The organism is Enterobacter cloacae complex sp. R_G8, assembly GCF_024599795.1.
GTDB lineage: Bacteria > Pseudomonadota > Gammaproteobacteria > Enterobacterales > Enterobacteriaceae > Enterobacter > Enterobacter dissolvens.
The window spans coordinates 1,735,860-1,759,818 of sequence record NZ_CP102246.1 but is presented as its reverse complement, the minus strand read 5'-3'; the positions used below and the strand labels follow the sequence as shown (position 1 = coordinate 1,759,818).

Genomic DNA, 23,959 nt, shown 5'->3' with positions numbered 1-23,959 from the left:
AAAAAGCCGGACGCTTAACGCGATCCGGCTTTTTTGTGGTTTTATCGCTTAGGCTGCTTTCGCTACCACTTCCGCTTCAGGGCGTTTCAGCACCGCGTAAGAGAGCCCCGCCACCAGCGTACCGGCAACAATCGCCAGCAGGTAACCCAGTACCGGGGTGATGGCGCCCGGGATCAGCAGAACGAACAGACCACCGTGCGGTGCCATCAGCTTCGCGCCAATCGCCATTGAGATAGCCCCGGTCACCGCGCCGCCAGCGATACAGCAAGGCAGAACACGCATTGGGTCACGGGCCGCGAATGGAATCGCCCCTTCGGTGATAAAGCACAGGCCCAGCACCAGCGCCGCTTTACCGCCTTCCTGCTGCGCTTTGTCGAATTTACGACGCGCAATAATCGTTGCCAGCCCCAGAGCCAGCGGTGGCACCATACCGGCCGCCATAATGGCTGCCATCGGCGCGTAGGTCTGAGTACTCAGCAGGCCAACACCGAAAGCGTAGGCCGCTTTGTTTACCGGACCACCCATGTCGGTACACATCATGCCACCGAGGATGGCACCCAACAGCACCGCGTTCGCCGTGCCCATGGTTTGCAGCCAGTGGGTCAGACCCGCCAGGATACCCGCCACCGGCTTACCAATCAGGTAAATCATCGCCAGACCGACCACCAGGCTGGAAATCAGCGGAATGATCAGAATCGGTTTCAGGGCTTCCATACTTTGCGGCAGCTTCAGTTTCGAGCTGATAAGCTTCGCGACGTAACCCGCCAGGAAACCGGCAATGATACCGCCAATAAAGCCGGAGCCGGTGCTCACGGCCAGCATACCGCCGATAAGACCTGGCGTCAGACCCGGACGGTCAGCGATGGAGAAGGCGATAAAGCCCGCCAGCACCGGCACCATCAGCGCGAACGCGGAACCGCCACCAATCTGCATTAACGCCGCGGCCAGCGTCCCTTCTTCTTTAAATGCGGTGATACCAAACGCGAATGACAGCGCGATACACAGACCACCCGCGACCACCATCGGCAGCATATAAGACACACCGGTCAGCAGGTGACGATAGGCACCCGCGGATTCTTTTTTCCCTTCGGTGGCCGGTTTAGCCGCACCGGTAGCCTGATAAGGCGTGGCTTCTGCCAGCGCTTTATCAAACTCCTGCGCAGTTTTCTTCAGCGCCAGGCCGGTAGAGGTGCGGTACATCGGTTTCCCGGCAAATTTTGCCAGATCCACTTCGATATCCGCCGCAACGATCACCAGATCGGCTTCCGCCACTTCTTCCGGGGTGATGGCATTGCCCGCCCCCACCGAACCACGGGTTTCAACTTTTACCCACCAGCCGCGTTTTTTCGCTTCGGTTTCAATTGCTTCAGCCGCCATAAAGGTATGTGCGACGCCCGTCGGGCAGGCCGTCACCGCCACAATACGTTTCGGGCCCGCGGCAGCAACCGGCGCCGCTGCAACCGGTGCGCTGTAGACAGACGCGTGACCTTTCGCTTCGCTCAGGAACAGTTCCGGATGTGCCACCGCGCGATTAATATCGCCCAGCCACACTTTTTTGCCGTTCAGCGCGCTGTCAGCCGGGACCTTATCACCCAGCACAATCGCCAGTTCGGCGTCGCCCGGGTTATCGGTCATTTCCAGATGTGCTTTGTTCGCCGCCGCTCCCAGCAGGGTCTTCGCCATATAGGCGCGAGCCTGTCCGAGACCGGAGTCAATAATCAGCAGCGTTTTCATTATTCCTCTCCTGCTGTTAGTTAAAAGGTTTTAAGTCAACGCGCGCCATCATCGCGGCTAACTGGGTACGATCGGTAATGCCGACATTGCTCTGACTCACGGCCAGGGCAGCAACGGCGGTGGCAAGACGTAAAGTATGTTCACTGGATTCGCGCATCAGCAGGCCGTAGATCAGACCGCCAACCATCGAATCCCCGGCGCCAACGGTGCTGACAACGTCAACCGACGGCGGTTTGGCGATCCATTCACCAGACGCGTTAACCCACAACGCCCCTTCTGCACCAAGCGAAATCACCACGTGAGCGATACCCTGCTCGCGCAGCGCATGGGCAGCGTCAATCACATCTTTTAATTCTGGCAGCTTCCGGCCAGCCCAGATCTCCAGTTCACGGCGATTAGGCTTAACCAGCCACGGCGACGCTTTCAGACCGGCGACCAGCGCATCACGGCTGCTGTCAAAAATGATGCACGGGCACTGGCTGCGCAGGCGCGTCATCCAGTCGGTGAAGGCTTCCGGGCTTACGCCGGAGGGCAGACTGCCGCTGACGCACACCATGTCAAACTGGCCCAGCCAGGTCAGGGAATCGTTAACAAAACGCTCCCAGTCAGACGGCGTCACTTCAAAGCCAGAGAAGTTGAGATCGGTCACTTCCCCGTCTTTCTCCGTCAGTTTGACGTTGATACGGGTACGGCCCTGAACGACCTGGAAACGGTTAGCAATACCCAGCTCGCTAAACAGCTGCTGGAAACCATCCTGGTTATCTTTACCGAGGAATCCCCCCACGGTGACATCGATACCGAGATCCTTGAGCACTTTCGCGACGTTAATCCCTTTGCCCGCAGCATGCAGGCCAGTGGTACGCACAAGGTTTACTTCGCCGCGCTCAATCTCCGGGCAAAACCCTACCAGGTCATAAGCCGGGTTCAGCGTAATAGTCGCAACACGTCTGCTCATTATGCGCCCTCCCCCAGACCCGCCGCGATGGCATCGCCAATCGCTTTCAGCGCTTGTTCAGCATCCGCACCCTGCGCGGTGAAACGCAGACGGTGACCTTTCTTCACGCCCAGCGCGACAACTTTCATCAGACTACGACCATTGGCCGCTTTGCCCGTGCCATCAAGGTTAGCCACGGTGATCTCACTTTCGAATTGTTTAATGGTATTCACCAGCATGGTACCCGGACGGGCATGCAGGCCGTGCTCGTTACGCACAACGAACTCTGCGCTCAGCACATCATCAGTCAGCGCATCATCACTGGTCAGCAGTGCCAGCACGGTGGCGGCATCAGCGTTCAGCAGTTTTTCAGCTTTGTTGTTCAGCAGCAGATCGCCCAGACGCTTCAGCACGGAAACCGGCTGGTCATCGGTCATGGCGACGGTCACCAGCAGCGCAGCGCTTTCACCATCTACGTCAAAGGCGTTTGCGGCACGGCTCACCGCAATGGCGCTCCGCAGGTTGCCTTCAGCACTGTCGTTCAGCCAGATTCCCTGGCCCAGATTAAGAGGCTTATCGTTAATGACGCGGGTGACAAAGGTAGCGTCTGCCGCCCCGGCTTCTTTCAGGCGTCCTGCGTTCAGGGCCTGCAGCGTCACCAGGTCCGTCGCGGCAACATCCAGCGTCAGCGTGTCGTTATCCAGTTTCAGCGCTTCGCTCTGTTTCTCGCCCATCAGCAGAGCGCGCAGCTCTTCAGCGGTGGTGGCAGATTTAAGCTGTTCGGCCACAGAGTCATCGCTCAGCACGTGCGTCAGCTGACGCAGCAAACCTAAGTGCTCGTCGCTGCTGGCCGCAATGCCGATAGCCACGTATGCCACCTGCCCGTCACCCCACACTACGCCCTGCGGGAACTGATAAACCTTAACGCCGGTTTTCAGCACCTGGTCGCGGGTGTCAGTGGTGCCGTGCGGAATGGCGATGCCATTGCCAAGGAAGGTCGAGGTCTGCTGCTCACGCGCCAGCATGCCATTAACGTAGCCTTCAGCCACGTTTCCGGCCTGCACAAGGGCAGCGGCAACCTGGCGAATGGCCTCTTCTTTGTTCCCGGCCTGAGCGCCCGGGTGGATATCCTGTACAGATAACTGGAACATGGTTCTCCTCTCCTGCTGAAATTGAATCGTTTCAGCTTAAATGAGAAAAAATGCGCTAGCCTGCTCCGTTTGTTAAAACAAGATAGCGCTGAAACGTTTCAAAAAGTCTTGCGCTTTCTGCAAGACGTTGCAAGGAAAGTTACATTTCTGATTGCAGAATTTAGAGATGCAGCACATTTCTTCCTCGTTGAGCTGAATTTTGCTGACGGTCAGCAAATCAGTTTCAGCTAAGGTCAGCGGCATGCAAATCTGAAATGCCATTTTGATTATTCGTGGCGAAATTGACCGCACCCTCTGTTTATTTTCTGACTCGCGACGTACACTCCGCGTCTCCTTAAAACTCACCGATTGTGAAACATGCATAACACGCCCGCCGCCGTCTCGCCGAAGCCCTTTGATTTCACCTCAACGGCATTTTTGATTGTTGCCTTCCTGACCGGCATCGCCGGTGCGCTGCAGACCCCTACGCTGAGCCTGTTCCTGACCAATGAAGTCCATGCGCGCCCGGCGATGGTGGGCTTCTTCTTTACCGGAAGCGCCATTATCGGCATCCTGGTGAGCCAGTTTCTGGCGGGGCGTTCGGATAAAAAAGGCGATCGTAAAAGCCTGATCGTCTTTTGCTGTCTGCTGGGGGTGTTCGCCTGCGTCCTGTTTGCCTGGAACCGCAACTATTTTGTTCTGCTGTTTATCGGGGTGTTTCTGAGTAGCTTCGGTTCAACGGCGAATCCGCAGATGTTCGCCCTTGCCCGTGAGCATGCCGACCATACCGGGCGCGAAGCGGTGATGTTCAGCTCCATTCTGCGTGCGCAAGTGTCGCTGGCGTGGGTGATAGGCCCGCCGCTGGCTTACGCCCTGGCGATGGGGTTTGGTTTTACGGTGATGTACCTGAGTGCGGCTGTCGCCTTTGTGGTGTGTGGCACCATGGTGTGGTTCTTTCTGCCGTCGATGCGTAAAGAGCCAAAAGTGGCGACGGGTGTGCTGGAGGCACCGCGGCGTAACCGTCGTGACGCCCTTCTCCTCTTTATTATCTGTACGCTGATGTGGGGCACCAACAGCCTGTATATCATTAATATGCCGCTGTTTATTATTGACGAACTGCATCTGCCCGAGAAGCTCGCTGGCATCATGATGGGTACCGCGGCCGGGCTTGAAATCCCCACCATGCTGATTGCAGGCTATTATGCGAAGCGTTTCGGGAAACGTTTTCTGATGCGTATCGCCGCCGTCGCCGGGCTCCTGTTTTATATCGGCATGCTGACGGTACATACGCCGGGGCTGTTGCTGGCTTTACAGCTGCTGAACGCCATCTATATCGGCATACTCGCCGGGATTGGCATGCTCTACTTCCAGGATCTGATGCCGGGCCAGGCAGGCTCCGCCACCACCCTTTATACTAATACCACCCGCGTGGGCTGGATTATCGCAGGCTCAATGGCCGGTGTGGTGGCCGAGATCTGGAACTATCACACGGTGTTCTGGATTGCGCTGGTGATGTGCACCCTGACGATAGGCTGCCTGACAAAAATTAAAGACGTTTAAGGTGCGGTGAGCGCTTCCAGATCAAGCAGGTACGTCATCGCCTGCGCGCGCGTGCTGCCGCACATCTCAGCGGAGGGCTGCAGCCCGGAGCACACCTTCGGGCGCAGAGGCGAACCAAAGATCTTGCACAGGTTGGTTTCAGAGAGCTGAACGCAGCGGGTATTGGCAGGCTTGCCCTCCGGCATTCCTGGAATGGGGCTTGAAATGGACGGTGCGGTACAGCACGCGCCGCAATCGGGACGACAATCCATAAATGCTCTCTATCGGTGACGAATACCCGCGCAGTCGGGTATCGCGCGCACAGTAACACCTTTTGCGTATTGATAGCAAAAGCCACGAATTCCGCTTGCCTGAAAGGCCGCGCACGAGTAATTTGGCGCGATATTTTTTACCTCCCGTAGACAGGATTACTGCAATGCCAAGAGCGAACGAAATTAAGAAAGGTATGGTACTGAATTACAACGGCAAACTGCTGATTGTGAAAGATATCGATATTCAGGCCCCGAGCGCCCGTGGTGCAGCAACGCTGTACAAAATGCGTTTCGCCGATGTGCGTACCGGCCTTAAAGTGGAAGAACGTTTCAAAGGTGATGATATCGTTGATACCGTCACTCTGACCCGTCGCTATGTTGATTTCTCCTATATCGACGGCAACGAGTATGTATTCATGGATAAAGAAGATTACACCCCGTACATCTTCACCAAAGATCAGATTGAAGAAGAGCTGCTGTTCATTCCTGAAGGCGGTATGCCGGATATGCAGGTTCTGACCTGGGACGGCGTGCTGCTGGCGCTGGAACTGCCGCAGACGGTTGATCTGGAAATCGTTGAAACGGCACCGGGCATTAAAGGCGCGTCAGCCAGTGCACGTAACAAACCAGCGACTCTGACCACCGGTCTGGTGGTACAGGTGCCTGAGTACCTGTCCGCCGGCGAGAAAATCCGCATTCATATCGAAGAAAAACGCTATATGGGTCGTGCTGACTAAGTGGTGTATCTGCCGGGTGGCGGCTTCGCCTTATCCGGCCTACGAAAAAACCGGCCTGAGAGCCGGTTTTTTTGATTTTGTAGGCGCGGTAAGCGTAGCGCCACCGGGCAACATAACTTACAGAAGCTCAGGATACTTCGTCATCTTCAGCGCCAGCTCTACGCCGCGCACTTCTGCCATCCCTTTCAGACGGCCAATTGCCGAATAGCCCGGGTTGGTTTTCTTGCGCAGATCGTCCAGCATCTGATGCCCGTGATCCGGACGGAACGGGATTGGACGTAAATCACCCGCCTGCTTACGCCGAGACTCTTCCGCCAGAATGGCATCCACCACCGCCACCATATTCACATCACCGCCCAGGTGTGCCGCTTCGTGGAAGGTTTTCGGGTTCTCTTCGCGGCAGGTTGCACGCAGATGCGTGAAGTGAATGCGATCGCCGAAGGTTTCAATCATCCGCACCAGGTCGTTATCCGCACGCACGCCGTACGAGCCCGTGCACATGGTAAAGCCGTTATAAATGCTATCGACCGTCTCTTTCAGCCACTGCATATCTTCGAGGGTAGAAACGATACGCGGCAGACCGAGGATCGGGCGCGGAGGATCGTCCGGGTGCACGGCCAGACGAACGCCCGCCTCTTCCGCCACCGGTACAATCGCGCGCAGGAAGTAGGCCATGTTTTCGCGCAGCTGATTTTTATCGATATCACCGTACTCTGCCAGACGAGCGCGGAACTGATCCAGCGTGTAGCCCTCTTCAGCGCCCGGCAGGCCGGCGATGATATTGCGGGTCAGCTTTTCAATGTCTGCTTCACTTGCTGCGCTAAACCATGCGCGCGCCTGCTGCTGCTCTTCCGGCGTGTAATCGGCTTCCGCGCCAGGGCGCTTCAGAATGTGCAACTCAAATGCCGCAAAGGCGATCTGATCAAAACGCAGCGCTTTTGAACCGTCAGGCATCTGATACTCAAGGTCAGTGCGCGTCCAGTCCAGAATCGGCATGAAGTTGTAGCAAACGGTATCAATACCACAGGCCGCCAGGTTGCGGATGCTCTGCTGATAGTTGGCAATCCAGGTCTGATACTCGCCGGAATGAGTTTTGATATCTTCGTGAACGGGAATACTTTCTACAACAGACCAGGTTAATCCCTTTTCCGCCAGCAGTGCCTGACGCTTTTGAATTTCCTCTACCGGCCACACCTGACCATTAGGAATATGATGCAGCGCCGTGACGACACCCGTTGCGCCAGCCTGACGCACATCATCAAGAGAAACCGGATCGTTCGGCCCGTACCAACGCCAGGTTTGTTCCATTGCCCCACCCCCTCAAGTTGTTATACCAATATATGTTACTGCGATGACGACTACCATACATGTTTAACGAGAAGGGTCAATACAGCGCCACACATTGATTGATCGAACTCACATAACCGCGATAATTACGGCTTACCAATTCTTTTTGTTGTCATATAACTTTACACTGCCATTGTTAATTAATAGTTAATCAGGTGTGTATTTCATGAAGACAATTGCCTCCACCTCGCTTCCTGCCCATGTTCAGCAACCGCGCTACGATCGCACGCATCTGCGCTCGCGCATCGTCCATTTCGGCTTTGGTGCCTTTCACCGCGCACATCAGGCGTTGTTGACCGATCGCGTGCTGAATGCCAAAGGAGGCGACTGGGGCATCTGTGAGATCAGCCTCTTCAGCGGCGATGTGTTGATGCGCCAGCTCCGGGCCCAGGATCATCTCTTCACCGTGCTGGAGAAAGGCGCGGAGGGCAACCAACCCATTATCATTGGGGCCGTGCATGAATGCCTGAACGCGAAACTGGATTCGCTGGCCGCCATCATTGAGAAATTTTGCGAGCCGCAGGTGGCTATCGTTTCGCTCACCATCACTGAGAAAGGCTACTGCATCGACCCCGCCACCGGGAAACTGGATTTGCAAAACGCCCGCATCGTTCACGACCTGGAAAATCCCACCGAGCCGCATTCCGCCCCAGGGATCATTGTCGAAGCGCTCCATCGCCGCCGTGAACGCGGCTTACCCGCCTTTACGGTGCTTTCCTGCGATAACATCCCTGATAACGGCCATGTGGTGAAAAATGCCGTTCTCGGCATGGCTCAGAAACGCGCTCCTGAACTGGCCGGGTGGATTGATGACCATGTTAGTTTTCCGGGAACGATGGTTGACAGGATTGTGCCCGCCGCCACCGACGCCTCACTGGCGGAGATCGCGCAGGAACTCGGTGTAGACGATCCGTGCGCCATCAGCTGCGAGCCCTTTATTCAGTGGGTCGTGGAAGATAACTTTGTCGCCGGACGCCCGGAGTGGGAAGTGGCAGGCGTGCAGATGGTGCAGGACGTTCTTCCGTGGGAACAGATGAAGCTACGCATGCTCAACGGTAGCCACTCTTTCCTGGCGTATCTGGGCTATCTCGCCGGGTATGCGCATATTAATGAATGTATGGAAGATGAGGCGTTTCGTCAGGCCGCGCGACGCTTAATGCTGGATGAACAGGCCCCCACGCTGCGTATCACCGGCGTTGACCTGACAGCTTACGCCGACAGCCTGCTCGATCGTTTTGCTAACCCGGCACTGCAGCATCGCACCTGGCAAATCGCGATGGACGGCAGCCAGAAGCTGCCTCAGCGCATGCTGGATGGGATCCGTATTCATCTGGAGCGCAAAAGTGCATGGCCATTGCTGGCGCTGGGCGTGGCGGGCTGGATCCGCTACGTCAGCGGTACAGATGAACAAGGCAATACGATTGATGTCCGCGATCCGCTCAGCGACAAAATCCGTGCGAAGGTTGAAGCCAGCAATGACGCAAACCGCGTTACCGCTCTGCTGACGCTGAGCGAAGTTTTTGGTCATGACCTCGCGCAAAACCCCGTTTTTGTCGAGGCGGTGCGCCAGGCATACCAACGTATTGCCCGCCTCGGGGCGCGCCAGGCTGTTATCGAAACGTTAAATCTTTAACGTTTATTGCGCTTAAGGCGAACGGACATGCGCTCCGTTTGCCCTTCCTCTTCTCATTGCGCCCTTTTTTCGTCAGGATGAGAGATAATTGTTACATCATCACAATTATCTACCGGAGCGCACGTGACCAGGACCAACCTTATTACCGGTTTTCTCGGTAGCGGGAAAACCACCTCGATTCTCCACTTGCTGGCCAATAAAGATCCGGCAGAAAAATGGGCCGTGCTGGTCAATGAATTCGGCGAAGTCGGTATTGACGGCGCGTTACTGTCTGACAGCGGTGCCATGATCAAAGAGATCCCGGGCGGATGCATGTGCTGTGTGAATGGCCTGCCCATGCAGGTGGGGCTGAACACGCTGCTGCGTCAGGGTAAACCCGACCGCCTGCTGATTGAACCGACAGGGCTTGGCCACCCGAAGCAAATTCTTGATTTACTCACCGCACCGGTTTACGAGCCGTGGATAGACTTACGCGCCACGCTTTGCCTGCTCGACCCGCGACAGCTGCTGGATGAAAAAGCGGTGGCCAACGACAACTTCCGCGATCAGCTCGCCTGCGCAGATATTATCGTCGCAAATAAAGAAGATCGGGCTACGGCTGAAAGCCAGGCGGCATTCGATGCCTGGTGGCAACATTTCGGGGGCAACCGTCAGCGGGTGCAAACCACTCAGGGGAAGATGGATGTCGCCCTGCTCGACCTTCCTCGTCTGAACCTCACTGAGCTGCCAGCCAGTGCGGAGCATGCGCATAGTCATCCCGCAAAGCAGGGTCTGGCAGCGTTGAGTCTGCCTGAACACCAGCGCTGGCGGCGTAATCTGAACAGCGGTCAGGGCTATCAGGCCTGTGGGTGGATCTTCGATGCGGATACCGTTTTCGACACCATAGGCGTACTGGAGTGGGCAAGACTGGCGCCGGTCGATCGCGTTAAGGGGATTATGCGCACCCCCGACGGCCTGGTGCGTATCAACCGTCAGGGTGAAGATTTCTTTATTGAAACGCAGAATGTTGCGCCCCCGGATAGCCGAATAGAGTTAATTAGTGCGGTTAACGCCGACTGGAATGCCCTGCAGTCCAGCCTGTTGAAGCTTCGTTTAAGTTCGGGCGGCTAACGTTGCCCCTGATTTCCCTGTATGCTGAATGTTATGACAACTCGAATTCCCCTGATTTTGCTGCTCAATGTCGCCGGACTGGCGCTCTTTTTCTCCTGGTATATCCCGGTGGATCACGGTTTCTGGTTTCCGCTGGATTCTGCCATCTTCCATTTCTTTAACCAGGCTCTGGTGAAGAGTGATGCCTTCCTGTGGCTGGTGGCGATTACCAATAACCGCGCGTTTGACGGCTGTTCGCTGGTGGCGATGGGCTGCCTGATGCTCTCTTTCTGGCTGAAAGAGGACAAAACCGGGCGTCGCCGCATTATGATTATTGGTCTGATGATGCTGCTGCTTGCTGTAGCCATTAACCAGCTGGCTACGGCAATTATTCCGGTGAAGCGCTCAAGCCCAACGCTCTTCTTTACCGATATTTATCGCGTCAGCGAATTGCTGCATATTCCGACGAAAGATGCCTCAAAGGCCAGTTTCCCTGGCGATCACGGCATGATGTTGCTTATTTTTTGCGCAGTCATGTTGCGCTATTTCGGCAGAAAAGCGTTCGCAATAGCCCTGATTATTTTTGTGGTTTTCGCCTTCCCTCGCGTAATGATTGGCGCACACTGGTTCACCGATATTGCCGTGGGTTCGCTCTCCGTTGCGCTGATTGCGTTGCCCTGGTGTCTGATGACGCCACTGAGCGACCGAATAATAGCGTTGTTTGATCGCTATCTCCCCGGTAAAACGCAACAAGTATTAAACAAATAACTAACCTAAATTAACGCTCGCTATCAGGGATCATCGCGATCCCTGATAGATCTCCCGCCCACGATCGTTTCACCCTGTCATATTCCTGTCATCAGCTTCATGATAAAAATGAAGCAATTGCGTGATTAAGCGTCGGATCTGACTGCATTTTAAGCAATGACGGATTTTTACTTTCTGTATCACAATTTCTTATAAAAAAAAGGCTTTTTTTACTCGCAATAGCCCTGGCAATCGGTTAATCTCGAACTCGTTTTGCCCCATAGAGATAATTATTTCCTTGGTGAATAAATTTGTGCGCTGCGCCACAAATGTGACCAGAAAGAATTGTCTCATTGTGAACAGATAATTAGTCTCGTCACGTTTGGCATTTTTATAACGATATTTGTCGTTAAGGACTTCAAGGGAAAATAAACAAAATGGTCAAATCTCAACCGATTTTGAGATACATCTTACGGGGGATCCCGGCGATAGCAGTCGCGGTACTGCTGTCTGCATGTAGTACATCGAACACCGCAAAGAATATGCATCCTGAGACGCGTGTTGTGGGAATGGAAGATTCCTCGTCACTGCAAGCCTCTCAGGATGAATTTGAAAATATGGTGCGTAATCTGGACGTGAAGTCCCGTATTATGGACCAGTATGCTGACTGGAAAGGCGTGCGTTATCGTCTGGGCGGCAGCACCAAAAAAGGTATCGATTGTTCCGGTTTTGTACAGCGTACTTTCCGTGAGCAGTTTGGGTTAGATCTTCCGCGTTCAACCTATGAACAGCAGGAGATGGGCAAGTCGATTTCACGTACAAAACTGCGCACCGGTGATTTAGTTCTGTTCCGTGCCGGTTCTACGGGTCGACATGTGGGCATCTATATTGGTAATGACCAGTTTGTGCATGCCTCCACCAGCAGCGGTGTGACCATTTCCAGCATGAACGAGCCATACTGGAAGAAGCGCTACAACGAAGCGCGTCGCGTACTGACCCGCAGTTAATATGATGATTGTATCGCGGGTTATCCCTTGGCTGGCGATATGATGAAAAAAAGACACTGCTTCGGCGGTGTTTTTTTTTGCCCGTTACACTGAATACATCCAGCGGCAATTCAGGAATCACGACGTCTATGTTCACCCGCTACTTTTCCAGTAATCGCAAAATACTTCTCCTCAGCGTTATTACGGGTCTGGTCATTGCCCTGCTTCTCGGATCCCTGCAATTTTTCTGGAGTTACCACAAGCGGGAAGTGCGGTTCGACACCCTGATTACCGATGTGAGTCTCTATATGGAGAGCTATTTCGATGAGTTGAAAACCTCTATCGATGTCCTCCAGCCCCTCACGCTAAACAGCTGCCATGACGTGAATGCCGAGCTGACGTCGCGCGCGGCCTTCAGTCTCAATGTGCGTGCGTTCTTACTGGTCAGGGACAAAATAGCCTTCTGCTCGTCGGCCACCGGGCCGATGAATAGCCCGATGGAAGAACTTATACCCGAGCTGCACATCAACAAGCAGATTGATATGGCGTTACTGCCAGGCACCCCTATGCTGCCGAATAAACCCGCCATTGCCATCTGGTACCGAAACCCTCTGGTTAAAGACGGCGGGGTATTTACGTCAGTTAATCTCAATCTGACCCCCTATCTGCTTTATACCGCGCGTCAGGATGACTTCGCAGGGATTGCCATCATCATCGGCGACATGGCGCTGTCTACAATGTCCAGCACCCTGGTCAGGGCGAAAGATTTACATGAAGTGCCCGAGCGTACCGCCACGCTTAAAGCAGTGCCGTTGACCGTCAATCTGTACGCCGAAAAGTGGACGAGCGACGAAATCCTCTTCGCCCTGTTCTTCGGGCTGGTGTGCGGTATTGCGGCAGGATCGCTTAATTTCTATATCCTCACCATCCGCGTTAATCCCGGCAAAGAGATCCTCAGCGCCATTAAGCGCGGCCAGTTTTATGTGGTCTATCAGCCCGTGGTGGATGCAAAAGATCTTAAAATGCGGGGGGTTGAGGTCCTGATGCGCTGGAAGCACCCTACCATGGGTGAGATACCTCCTGATGCCTTTATCAATTTTGCTGAAGCCCAGAAGCTGATTGTTCCGCTCACGCTGCATCTGTTTGACCTTATCATTCACGATGCGCCGGTATTACAGACACAGTTACCGCCTGGTGCGAAACTCGGTATCAACATCGCGCCGGGGCATCTGCATGCAGACAGTTTCAAAGATGATATGCGCACGTTTAAAGATTTACTCCCGCCGGATCACTTCCAACTGGTGCTGGAAATTACCGAGCGTGACATGCTCAATCACCGTGAAGCCAACAACCTGTTCGAATGGCTGCACAACGAAGGGTTTGAGATAGCGATTGATGATTTCGGTACCGGCCACAGCGCGCTGATCTATCTTGAGCACTTCACCATGGACTACATCAAAATTGACCGGGGTTTCGTTAACGCCATTGGGACAGAAACCGTCACCTCCCCGGTGCTTGATGCCGTGCTGATGCTGGCCAGACGGCTCAATATGTCCACCGTCGCGGAAGGCGTGGAGACACCGGAACAGGCAGCCTGGTTGCGCGAACATGGCGTTAACTTCCTGCAGGGGTACTGGATTAGCCGTCCGATGCCGCTGGCGCAGTTCCGTGAGTGGCGGCCTGATCTGTCGCCCGCTGGCGAATAATTTCACATTGCCCGTGACGTCACTTATTATTCAGCTTAACTGAGCCGGTCTGTTAAAGAGGGAGCCGCCGCGAGATGTTTATGCGCTTCATACTGTTGCTGTTGGCACTGACGCCCCTGTCCAGCCAGGCGCAAACCATCAAAGAAGACGTTGCGTTTGCCGTGATTGGTGAACCGAAATACGCGGTGAATTTCACCCATTATGATTACGTTAACCCTGCTGCGCCGAAAGGCGGGAATGTAACGCTCTCCGCCACGGGCACGTTCGATAACTTTAACCGCTTTGCCCTGCGCGGTGTGGCCGCGGCGCGCACCGAATCTCTCTACGATACCCTGTTTGTCACCTCTGATGATGAGCCCGGCAGTTACTACCCGCTGATCGCCGAAAACGTGCGGTATGCGGATAATTTTGCCTGGGCAGAAATTTCACTTAACCCGCGGGCACGTTTTCATGACGGCACGCCGGTCAGGGCAAGCGATGTCGCCTTTACGTTTCATAAATTCATGACCGAAGGCGTTCCCCAGTTCCGCATTGTCTACAAAGGCGCGTCGGTCCGGGCCATCGCACCGCTCACGGTGCGCATTGAACTCAGCGAGCCAAATAAAGAGAATATGCTGAGCCTGTTCTCCCTGCCCGTGATGCCTGAATCGTTCTGGAAATCCCATAAATTGAGCGACCCGCTCTCCACTCCGCCGCTGGCAGGAGGCCCGTACCGCATCACCGACTGGCGCATGGGGCAGTATGTGGTCTACTCCCGTGTAAAAGACTACTGGGCCGCCAGCCTGCCGGTAAACCGGGGGCGCTGGAACTTCGACACCCTTCGCTATGATTACTACCTGGACGATAACGTGGCTTTTGAGGCCTTTAAGGCCGGAGCTTTCGATTTACGCCTGGAGAGCAGCGCCAAAAACTGGGCCACGCGCTATATTGGCAAAAACTTCGCCAACGGCTATATCGTCAAGGACGAGCACAAAAATAGCTCTGCCCAGGACACGCGCTGGCTGGCGTTCAATATTCAGCGTCCGGTGTTTAACGACCGCCGGGTACGTCAGGCCATTACCCTGGCCTTTGACTTTGAGTGGATGAACAAGGCGCTGTTCTATGGTGCCTACAGCCGCGCTAAAAGCTATTTTCAGAATACCGAATACGCGGCGCGCGCTTACCCCAATGCCGACGAGTTGACGCTGCTGGCCCCCTTCAAAGCACAATTGCCGCCGGAAGTTTTTACCTCCGTGTTTGATCCCCCCACCTCCGATGGCAACGGCTTTGATCGTGACAATTTGCTGAAAGCCAGCAAACTGCTGGATGAGGCCGGTTGGGTCCTGAAAAATCAAAAACGGGTCAATGCTCAAACGGGAAAACCGTTGAGCTTCGAGCTCCTGATCGCGTCAGGGGCAAACGATCAATGGGTTTTACCGTTTAAGCACAACCTGGCCCGACTGGGGATCACAATGAACATACGCCAGGTGGATATTGCCCAGCTCACCAACCGCAAACGCAGCCGGGATTACGATATGATGCAGAGCCTGTGGCCCGCGCAGCCCTGGCCCAGCTCCGACCTGCAGATCTCCTGGGCGTCCAGTTACATCGACTCCTCGTACAATGCGCCGGGGGTAAAAAGCCCGGTCGTTGACGCGCTAATTGCAAAGATCGTGGCGGCACAGGGCGATAAACAGAAGCTCCTGCCATCAGGACGCGCCCTCGACAGAGTGCTCACCTGGAACTACTACATGCTGCCCATGTGGTATATGGGTGAAGATCGTCTTGCCCGCTGGGACAAGTTTTCGCTGCCTGCCGTGCGCCCGATCTATTCGCTGGGCTTTGATACCTGGTGGTATGACGTTAACAAAGCCGCCAGACTCCCTGCTGAGCGGCGATAAGGAATCATCATGGGTGCGTATCTAATCCGCCGTCTCCTGCTGATCATCCCAACCCTGTGGGCCATCATCACCATTAACTTCTTTATTGTGCAAATCGCGCCTGGCGGCCCGGTCGATCAGGCGATTGCGGCCATTGAATTTGGCACCAGCGGCGGGATGCCCGGCGGTGGCGGAGAAGGAATGGGCGCAAGCCACGCCAGAACGGGCGTGGGGAATATCAGCGAAAGCCATTATCGCGGCGGCCGTGGGCTGGATCCGGAGGTGATTGCCGAGATCACCCATCGCTATGGCTTTGATAAACCGATTCACGAGCGCTATTTCAAAATGCTGTGGGATTATGTCCGGTTTGATTTTGGCGATAGTCTGTTCCGCAGTGCCTCGGTCTTAACCCTGATCAAACAAAGCCTGCCGGTGTCGATCACCCTGGGACTGTGGGGAACGCTGATTATCTACCTGGTCTCTATACCGCTTGGGATCCGTAAAGCGGTCTACAACGGCAGCCGCTTTGATATCTGGAGCAGTACGTTCATTATCATCGGCTATGCCATTCCGGCGTTTCTGTTCGCTGTGCTGCTGATTGTCTTTTTTGCCGGCGGCAGCTATTTCGATCTCTTCCCGCTGCGGGGGCTGGTATCCGCCGATTTCAGCACCCTGCCGTGGTATCAGAAAATCACCGACTATCTCTGGCATATCACGCTGCCGGTGCTGGCAACGGTGATTGGCGGATTTGCCGCCCTGACCATGCTGACCAAAAACGCCTTTCTTGATGAGATCCGCAAGCAGTATGTCGTCACCGCCCGCGCGAAGGGCGTGGGTGAAAAACAGATCATGTGGAAGCACGTGTTCCGCAACGCCATGCTGCTGGTGATTGCCGGATTTCCTGCCACGTTCATCAGTATGTTTTTTACCGGCTCGCTGCTCATTGAGGTGATGTTCTCGCTTAACGGTCTGGGGCTGTTGGGCTATGAAGCCACCGTGTCGCGTGATTACCCGGTGATGTTTGGCACACTCTACATTTTCACTCTGATTGGCCTGCTGCTGAATATCGTCAGTGATATCAGCTATACGCTGGTCGATCCCCGAATCGATTTTGAGGGCCGATGATGCCGCGTTTAAGCCCCGTCAATCAGGCCCGCTGGGCCCGTTTTCGCCACAACCGTCGTGGCTACTGGTCGCTGTGGATCTTTGCCGTCCTGTTTGTGTTAAGCCTGTGCTCAGAGCTGATTGCCAACGATAAACCCCTGCTGGTGCATTTTAACGACCGCTGGTATGTGCCCGTGCTTAATAACTACAGTGAAAGTGACTTTGGCGGCCCGTTTGCAACACCGGCGGAGTATCAGGATCCGTGGCTGCGCCAGCAGATTGATCAACACGGCTGGGCGCTGTGGGCCCCGATTCGTTTTGGCGCCAACAGTATCAATTTCGCCACCATGACCCCCTTCCCTTCTCCCCCGTCCACGCAAAACTGGCTGGGGACGGATGCCAACGGTGGCGACGTGCTGGCGCGCATCCTCTACGGTACCCGAATCTCGATCCTCTTTGGGCTGATGCTGACGCTCTTCTCCAGCGTGATGGGCGTGGTGGCAGGAGCCGTACAGGGCTACTATGGCGGTAAAATTGACCTCTGGGGTCAGCGCGTGATTGAGGTGTGGTCAGGTATGCCAACGCTGTTTCTGATCATCCTGCTTTCAAGCGTGGTGCAGCCAAACTTCTGGTGGCTGCTGGGGATCACCGTGTTGTTTGGCTGGATGGCGCTGGTGGGCGTCGTGCGTGCAGAATTTCTGCGCACCCGTAATTTTGATTATATTCGTGCCGCGCAGGCACTGGGTGTGAGCGACCGTGGGATCATCTTCCGCCATATGCTGCCGAACGCCGTGGTAGCGACACTGACCTTCCTGCCGTTTATTTTGTGCAGCTCCATCACCACCCTCACCTCGCTCGATTTTCTGGGCTTCGGACTACCGCTCGGCTCCCCGTCGCTCGGCGAGCTGTTGCTACAGGGCAAAAACAACCTGCAGGCGCCGTGGCTGGGCATTACAGCCTTTCTTTCCGTGGCGGTACTGCTTTCGCTGCTGATTTTTATTGGCGAAGCCGTGCGCGACGCCTTCGATCCCAACAAGGCGGTGTAACATGACGCAGCCCCTTCTCAGTATCGATAATCTGTCGATTGCCTTTTCGAAACAGGGTGAGACGCGCACCGTGGTCAGCGATCTGTCGCTGCAGATCCAGCGTGGCGAAACGCTGGCGCTGGTGGGGGAATCCGGCTCCGGCAAGAGCGTCTCGGCACTCTCCATTCTGCGCCTGCTCCCCTCTCCGCCGGTGAGCTACCCGCAAGGGGATATTCTGTTTCACGGCAGCTCGCTGCTGCACGCCGACGAACAGACCCTACGGGGCGTCCGCGGCAATAAAATTGCGATGATTTTTCAGGAGCCGATGGTCTCACTCAACCCGCTGCATACCCTGGAAAAACAGCTTTACGAAGTGCTGTCCCTTCACCGTGGCATGCGCAAAGAGGCCGCACGCGGGGAAATCCTCGACTGCCTCGACAGAACCGGCATCCGCAACGCGGCAAAACGGCTGAGCGATTTTCCGCATCAGCTTTCCGGCGGTGAGCGCCAACGGGTGATGATTGCCATGGCGCTGCTGACGCGCCCGGAACTGTTGATTGCCGATGAGCCCACCACCGCGCTGGACGTCACGGTGCAGGCACAGATTCTGCAGCTGCTGCGGGAGCTACGTAGCGAGCTGAACATGAGTCTGCTGTTTATCACCCATAACCTGAGCATTGTGAAAAAGCTGGCCGACAGCGTCGCCGTGATGCAAAACGGACGCTGTGTTGAGCAGAACACCGCCGCCTCACTGCTGAACGCGCCTCAGCACCCGTATACCCGGCGGCTGCTCGACAGCGAACCCTCTGGCGATCCGGTGCCTCTTCAGGGTGACAGCGCGCCATTGCTCAACGTCGAGGGGCTGTCTGTCTCCTTTCCCATCCGCAAAGGTATTCTGCGCCGCGTGGTCGACCAGAACGCCGTGCTGAAAAACATCCGTTTTGCACTGCGCCCGGGCGAGTCGCTGGGCCTGGTGGGCGAGTCGGGCTCGGGCAAAAGCACCACCGGCCTGGCACTGCTGCGTTTGATCGCCTCGCAGGGCGAGATCCTGTTTGACGGCATGCCGCTGCACCGCTGGAACCGTCGGCAGATGCTGCCGGTACGTCCCCGCATGCAGGTGGTGTTTCAGGATCCCAATTCTTCGCTCAATCCAAGGCTGAGTATTTTGCAGATCATCGAGGAAGGGTTACGCGTCCATCAGCCTGCCCTGACGGCTCTGCAACGTGAAAACGAGGTCACGCGGGTGATGGCGGAGGTGGGGTTAGATCCCGAAACCCGGCATCGCTACCCGGCTGAATTTTCTGGCGGACAGCGCCAGCGCATCGCCATTGCCCGCGCACTGATCCTTAAACCGGAGCTGATTATCCTGGATGAACCGACATCCTCGCTGGACAGAACCGTGCAGGCACAGATCCTGACCCTGTTAAAAGGGTTACAGGAAAAGCACCGGCTGGCCTATATCTTTATCAGCCACGATCTACAGGTGGTGCGGGCGCTATGTCATCAGGTGATCGTGTTGCGGCAGGGAGAGGTGGTCGAGCAAGGTGAGTGCCAGCGCGTATTTACTGCACCGACGCAGAGCTACACGCGCCAGCTGTTATCGGCAGACTAGCGCTCAGAAGGGATACTGGCCCGAGAAAGGCTCAGCTATGGCAACGCCAAAGTTTTTCAGGCGGCAGGTCGCGGCAAATTCATCCTGACTTTTTACAAACAGACACGGCTCGCCTTCACACTCCAGCACGGAGCTGTCCACTTCGATATCCGTCAGCGCCTGGCTTAAGCGCTCCATGACCGGCCATGCGTTTTCATCGCTCGGGCTAAGCAGTTTGAGCGCGACCAGACAATTCTCGCAACCTGCAACGTTTTGCGGAATCGGTTCAACTTTCGAACCTGCAAAACCCGCCGACCAGCGATAGCTCTGGGGCAAGCGATGGACTATGGAGAGTTGTAATGTATTCACGTTCGATCCCCGGAAGCAAATTTACTTCACAATTTATTTACATTTATAGTAACACATCATCGCCAACCTGCACTATTCAGCGCTTTTTTATAGGTATTCAGGCTCGCGTCGGCGCTATATGTACCCGTTTCTGCGATCTAACTCAACCTTTTTAAATACAATGATGTGACTTTTTACATAAATAGATTTTACATAAAAGAAACAAACAAGGGGTAAACGAACGCAGGTTTGGTTGATATGGGTCAACAAAAAGGCCCGTATCGGGCCTGATGTGCAGATTAATGCGGGGCTTTGCGTGGTCGGCTGGCGTAAAGACAGAAGAGAATAGAGCTGGTGGCGCAGAACGCCATCGCCCACAGCATTGGCCAGGCCGTGTTAAAGGTCGCCATTGAAAGTAGCGCCCCCACCACCGCACCTATCCCGAAGCGGAATGTCCCCGCCAGTGATGACGCGGTGCCTGCCATATGCGGGAACTCGTCGAGGATGACCGCCATCGCGTTGGAGGAGATCATCGAGACACAGCCAACAAAGACAGCAACCCCCACCACCAGCGCCCAGAAGCCCACGCCGAGAAACGCGCTGACCACCAGCCAGATAGCTATCACAAACTGGATCCACAGCCCGGCACGGAACATGTTCAATGCCCCAATCCGGCGAACAAAGCGGCTGTTAATGATGGTCATGATGAACAGGAACACAATGTTCAGCGCAAAGTAATACCCAAAGTGCTGCGGTGAAACGTGGTTCAGCTCAATATAGACAAACGGCCCGGCACTCAGGAAGGAGAACATCCCGGCAAAGCTGAAGCCGCTTGCCAGCATGTAGCTCAGCACCCGTTTGTGGCGAAACAGCGAGGCAAAATTCCCCATCGTGGTACGGATGTGGAATTTCTGGCGGCGCTCGACGGCCAGCGTTTCATCAATAAAGAAGAAAATCATCGCCGAGGCCAGCAGTGCGGCAAGCGCCAGTATCCAGAAAATGGCATGCCAGCTGAACCATACCAGCACCGCACCACCGGCCATCGGTGCCACCAGCGGCGCAATGGTGGTGACCAGCATGACGAATGACATCATGCGGGAGAACTCTTCTTTCGGGTAGATGTCACGCATCAGGGCGTTAATCACCACGCTTGCCGCGGCCGCCGCAAGACCGTGGAAGAAACGCATCACGATCAGCTGATCGATACTCTGTGCCAGCGCACAGGCCACAGCTGCGGCTGCAAAGATCAACGTTCCGCCCAGAATAACCGGCTTACGCCCGAGGCTGTCAGCCATCGGGCCATAAAACAGCTGGCCGAGGGCAAAACCGAGAATATAGGTGCTGAGCGTCATCTGCGCGCTGCCTGCCGGTACGCCAAACTGCGCCGAAATCACCGGCAGCGCAGGCAAATACATATCAATCGACAGCGGCATCAACATGGCCAGCAGGCCAAGAATGAACACGATTTTGAAAGACGAGTGTGGCCTGGTGGTCACAGGGTTCTCCTGAAATTAATGCGCGGGCAGCCCCACGCTGGCGATCTCTTCTTCCGTCAGCGGGCGATATTCGCCGGGCGCCAGGTCGGGATCGAGTTCAATTGCCCCAATGCGTTCGCGATGCAGACCCACAACGTGGTTACCCACCGCAGCGAACATACGTTTCACCTGATGGTAACGCCCTTCGCTGATGGTCAGACGGACTTCGGTCGGGGTAATGACTTCCAGCACCGCCGGTTTGGTGAGGTCTTTTTCATTATGCAGCTGAACGCCTTTGGCAAAGTGTTCTGCCGTGTCATCTGCCACCGGCGATTCCAGCGTCACCAGATAGGTTTTTTCACAGTGATGACGCGGAGAGGTAATGCGGTGGGACCACTGACCGTCATCGGTCATCAGCACCAGTCCCGTGGTGTCGATATCGAGGCGGCCAGCCGCATGCAGCTTGTGGGCAACCGGTTCGTCGAGGAAATAGAGCACCGTCGGGTGATCCGGATCGTCCGTAGAACAGACGTAGCCTTCCGGCTTATTGAGCATGAAATAGCGCGGACCGTGCTGCTGGGTCAGCGGATTGCCGTCATACTCCACCTGGTGGTCAGGTTGCAGTTTGAACGCGCTGTCTCTCACAATGTCGCCATCCACGGTAACGCGGCTGGCGCGGATCTCGCGCCCGGCAATAGCGCGGCTTACGCCGAGTTGCTGAGCGATAAACTTATCAAGTCGCATGAAATCTTTTTAGCCTTAATGGTGCTGGAAGTCGGACAATGCGTCCGAAAAAGAAGCAGTCAGGAACGGTTCAGTATAATGGTCTGGTTGCGCCACTCAAGGGAAAAAGTTTCGTGGCATACTATATGCGGAATAACGATACAGAGACCCCATGACTTTTACACTTCGTCCCTATCAGCAGGAAGCCGTTGACGCCACCCTGGCCTGGTTCCGCAAACACCATGAGCCAGCGGCCATTGTGCTCCCGACTGGCGCAGGCAAAAGCCTGGTGATCGCCGAACTTGCCCGCCTGGCGCGCGGCCGCGTGCTGGTGCTGGCGCACGTCAAAGAGCTGGTTGCGCAAAACCATGCCAAGTATTGCGCGCTTGGTCTGGAGGCCGATATCTTCGCCGCCGGGCTAAAGCGCAAAGAGAGCCACGGCAAAGTGGTGTTCGGCAGCGTGCAGTCTGTTGCCCGCAACCTTGACCTGTTTCGCAGCGAATTTTCGCTGCTGATTGTCGACGAGTGCCATCGCATCAGTGATGACGACGACAGCCAGTATCAGCAAATCCTCACTCACCTGAAAGAGGTGAACCCTCACTTACGCCTGCTGGGCCTGACAGCAACCCCGTTTCGCCTGGGTAAAGGCTGGATCTATCGCTTTCATTATCACGGCATGGTGCGAGGGGATGAGAAGGCGCTGTTCAGCGACTGTATCTATGAACTTCCGCTGCGCTATATGATTAAACATGGCTACCTGACACCGCCTGAACGGCTCGATATGCCGGTCGTCCAGTACGATTTCAGCCGCTTACAGGCGCAGAGCAACGGCTTATTTAGTGAAGCGGATCTGAATCAGGAGCTGAAAAAGCAGAAACGCATCACGCCGCATATTATCAGCCAGATTGAAGAGTTCGCTGAAACGCGAAAAGGGGTGATGATCTTTGCCGCCACCGTAGAGCATGCGCGCGAAATCACCGGCTTACTGCCCGCTGACGACGCGGCGCTGATCACCGGCGAGACCCCAGGCCCGGAGCGTGACAGACTGATTGAGGCGTTTAAAGCGCAGCAGTTTCGCTATCTGGTAAACGTCTCGGTGCTCACCACCGGGTTTGATGCCCCCCACGTCGACCTGATTGCCATTCTGCGTCCGACCGAATCGGTCAGCCTGTATCAGCAAATCGTCGGCCGTGGTCTGCGTCTGGCCCCCGGTAAAACCGACTGTCTGATCCTCGATTACGCCGGTAACCCGCACGATCTCTACTCGCCTGAAGTGGGTACGCCGAAAGGCAAAAGTGACAACGTGCCGGTGCAGGTCTTTTGCCCTGCCTGTGGTTTTGCCAACACCTTTTGGGGCAAAACAACGGCTGACGGCACGCTGATCGAACATTTTGGCCGCCGCTGTCAGGGCTGGTTTGAAGATGATGAAGGGCATCGCGAGCAGTGCGATTTCCGTTTCCGCTTTAAAAACTGCCCCCAGTGCAACGCCGAAAATGATATTGCCGCCCGCCGCTGTCGCGAATGTGACACGGTTCTTGTCGACCCTGATGACATGCTGAAGGCCGCGCTGAAGTTAAAAGATGCGCTGGTGCTGCGCTGCTCTGGCATGGCGCTGCAACCGGGTGCGGATGAAAAAGGCGAATGGCTGAAAATCACCTATTACGATGAGGACGGCGCCGACGTCAGCGAGCGCTTCAGGGTGCACACTCCGGCACAGCGCACGGCCTTCGAACAACTCTTTATCCGCCCGCATACCCGCACGCCGGGCGTACCGCTGCGCTGGATAACCGTCGCAGACATCGTTCACCAGCAGGTGCTGCTGCGCCATCCTGATTTTGTGGTCGCCCGTAAGAAAGGCCAGTACTGGCAGGTCCGAGAAAAGGTGTTTGACTATGAAGGTCGTTTTCGACGGGCCAACGAACTGCGGTAATGACAGGCAGGCCTTGAATAGGAAACGATTGTTTCCTATTATGCATTATC

General features: G+C 55.5%; 20 protein-coding genes. 12 read left to right on the top strand and 8 right to left on the bottom strand.

Features of this window, described 5'->3' with window-relative positions; all coding sequences use genetic code 11:
* Window positions 1–48: 48 nt before the first annotated feature.
* From fruA to fruB, 3 genes are read right to left on the bottom strand one after another with little or no spacing between them, the layout of a single operon-like run.
* On the bottom strand, window positions 49–1,734 hold the full coding sequence (fruA, locus tag NQ842_RS08370) for a PTS fructose transporter subunit IIBC (RefSeq protein ID WP_014832701.1): 1,686 nt from the start codon (window positions 1,732–1,734) through the stop codon (window positions 49–51).
* Window positions 1,735–1,750: 16 nt separating this feature from the next.
* On the bottom strand, window positions 1,751–2,689 hold the full coding sequence (gene fruK / locus NQ842_RS08365) for a 1-phosphofructokinase (protein WP_014170919.1): 939 nt from the start codon (window positions 2,687–2,689) through the stop codon (window positions 1,751–1,753).
* Window positions 2,689–3,819, bottom strand: coding sequence for a fused PTS fructose transporter subunit IIA/HPr protein (gene fruB, locus NQ842_RS08360; protein ID WP_063412499.1), 1,131 nt, complete (start codon window positions 3,817–3,819; stop codon window positions 2,689–2,691). The genes fruK and fruB overlap by 1 nt, the downstream gene beginning before the upstream one ends.
* Before the next feature lie 357 nt (window positions 3,820–4,176).
* Between fruB and setB the strand changes: the two genes are divergently transcribed.
* Entirely contained in the window at window positions 4,177–5,358 is a 1,182-nt protein-coding gene (gene setB, locus NQ842_RS08355) for a sugar efflux transporter SetB (protein ID WP_257256717.1), read from the top strand.
* Here setB and NQ842_RS08350 read toward each other — a convergent pair.
* A complete protein-coding gene (locus NQ842_RS08350) occupies window positions 5,355–5,609 on the bottom strand; it encodes a YkgJ family cysteine cluster protein (protein WP_014832705.1) in 255 nt (84 codons plus the stop codon). The two genes, setB and NQ842_RS08350, sit on opposite strands and share 4 nt — an antisense overlap.
* A 164-nt stretch (window positions 5,610–5,773) precedes the next feature.
* Between NQ842_RS08350 and yeiP the strand changes: the two genes are divergently transcribed.
* Complete coding sequence (gene yeiP / locus NQ842_RS08345) at window positions 5,774–6,346, top strand: elongation factor P-like protein YeiP (RefSeq protein ID WP_008500940.1); 573 nt, start codon at window positions 5,774–5,776, stop codon at window positions 6,344–6,346.
* A 117-nt stretch (window positions 6,347–6,463) separates the two neighbouring features.
* On the opposite strand, the gene uxuA is transcribed toward yeiP, so the two are convergent.
* Window positions 6,464–7,654 (bottom strand): mannonate dehydratase, encoded by a 1,191-nt coding sequence (gene uxuA / locus NQ842_RS08340; protein WP_257256716.1) that lies wholly within the window; start codon window positions 7,652–7,654, stop codon window positions 6,464–6,466.
* A gap of 205 nt (window positions 7,655–7,859) precedes the next feature.
* On the opposite strand from uxuA, the gene NQ842_RS08335 reads away from it, so the two are divergent.
* The 9 genes from NQ842_RS08335 (at window position 7,860) to yejF (ending at window position 19,454) form a co-directional block, all read left to right on the top strand.
* Window positions 7,860–9,326: a mannitol dehydrogenase family protein gene (locus NQ842_RS08335; protein ID WP_046888309.1), complete on the top strand. Its 1,467-nt coding sequence runs from the start codon at window positions 7,860–7,862 to the stop codon at window positions 9,324–9,326.
* Window positions 9,327–9,449: 123 nt separating this feature from the next.
* The gene (locus NQ842_RS08330; protein ID WP_014832708.1) at window positions 9,450–10,436 is read left to right on the top strand and encodes a GTP-binding protein; all 987 of its coding nucleotides are present in this window, start codon (window positions 9,450–9,452) and stop codon (window positions 10,434–10,436) included.
* Between the two features lie 33 nt (window positions 10,437–10,469).
* Window positions 10,470–11,183: a phosphatase PAP2 family protein gene (locus tag NQ842_RS08325; RefSeq protein ID WP_139795439.1), complete on the top strand. Its 714-nt coding sequence runs from the start codon at window positions 10,470–10,472 to the stop codon at window positions 11,181–11,183.
* A 416-nt stretch (window positions 11,184–11,599) separates the two neighbouring features.
* Complete coding sequence (mepS, locus tag NQ842_RS08320; RefSeq protein WP_014170930.1) at window positions 11,600–12,169, top strand: bifunctional murein DD-endopeptidase/murein LD-carboxypeptidase; 570 nt, start codon at window positions 11,600–11,602, stop codon at window positions 12,167–12,169.
* Between the two features lie 128 nt (window positions 12,170–12,297).
* The gene (locus NQ842_RS08315; RefSeq protein WP_182381259.1) at window positions 12,298–13,854 is read left to right on the top strand and encodes a cyclic di-GMP phosphodiesterase; all 1,557 of its coding nucleotides are present in this window, start codon (window positions 12,298–12,300) and stop codon (window positions 13,852–13,854) included.
* Window positions 13,855–13,928: 74 nt separating this feature from the next.
* Entirely contained in the window at window positions 13,929–15,734 is a 1,806-nt protein-coding gene (locus tag NQ842_RS08310; protein ID WP_257256715.1) for an extracellular solute-binding protein, read from the top strand.
* A gap of 9 nt (window positions 15,735–15,743) precedes the next feature.
* Window positions 15,744–16,838 (top strand): microcin C ABC transporter permease YejB, encoded by a 1,095-nt coding sequence (locus NQ842_RS08305; RefSeq protein ID WP_014832712.1) that lies wholly within the window; start codon window positions 15,744–15,746, stop codon window positions 16,836–16,838.
* On the top strand, window positions 16,838–17,863 hold the full coding sequence (locus NQ842_RS08300) for an ABC transporter permease (RefSeq protein ID WP_248059872.1): 1,026 nt from the start codon (window positions 16,838–16,840) through the stop codon (window positions 17,861–17,863). The genes NQ842_RS08305 and NQ842_RS08300 overlap by 1 nt, the downstream gene beginning before the upstream one ends.
* Window position 17,864: 1 nt before the next feature.
* On the top strand, window positions 17,865–19,454 hold the full coding sequence (yejF, locus tag NQ842_RS08295; RefSeq protein WP_196372632.1) for a microcin C ABC transporter ATP-binding protein YejF: 1,590 nt from the start codon (window positions 17,865–17,867) through the stop codon (window positions 19,452–19,454).
* Between the two features lie 3 nt (window positions 19,455–19,457).
* On the opposite strand, the gene NQ842_RS08290 is transcribed toward yejF, so the two are convergent.
* The 3 genes from NQ842_RS08290 to rsuA form a co-directional block, all read right to left on the bottom strand.
* Complete coding sequence (locus NQ842_RS08290) at window positions 19,458–19,802, bottom strand: YejG family protein (RefSeq protein ID WP_014832715.1); 345 nt, start codon at window positions 19,800–19,802, stop codon at window positions 19,458–19,460.
* A 278-nt stretch (window positions 19,803–20,080) separates the two neighbouring features.
* Window positions 20,081–21,277: a Bcr/CflA family multidrug efflux MFS transporter gene (locus NQ842_RS08285; protein WP_046888303.1), complete on the bottom strand. Its 1,197-nt coding sequence runs from the start codon at window positions 21,275–21,277 to the stop codon at window positions 20,081–20,083.
* A gap of 15 nt (window positions 21,278–21,292) precedes the next feature.
* Entirely contained in the window at window positions 21,293–22,000 is a 708-nt protein-coding gene (rsuA, locus tag NQ842_RS08280) for a 16S rRNA pseudouridine(516) synthase RsuA (RefSeq protein WP_196372633.1), read from the bottom strand.
* A gap of 151 nt (window positions 22,001–22,151) precedes the next feature.
* Here rsuA and NQ842_RS08275 point away from each other — a divergent pair, with 151 nt between their 5' ends.
* Window positions 22,152–23,909: a DEAD/DEAH box helicase gene (locus NQ842_RS08275; RefSeq protein ID WP_257256714.1), complete on the top strand. Its 1,758-nt coding sequence runs from the start codon at window positions 22,152–22,154 to the stop codon at window positions 23,907–23,909.
* Window positions 23,910–23,959 lie beyond the last annotated feature (50 nt).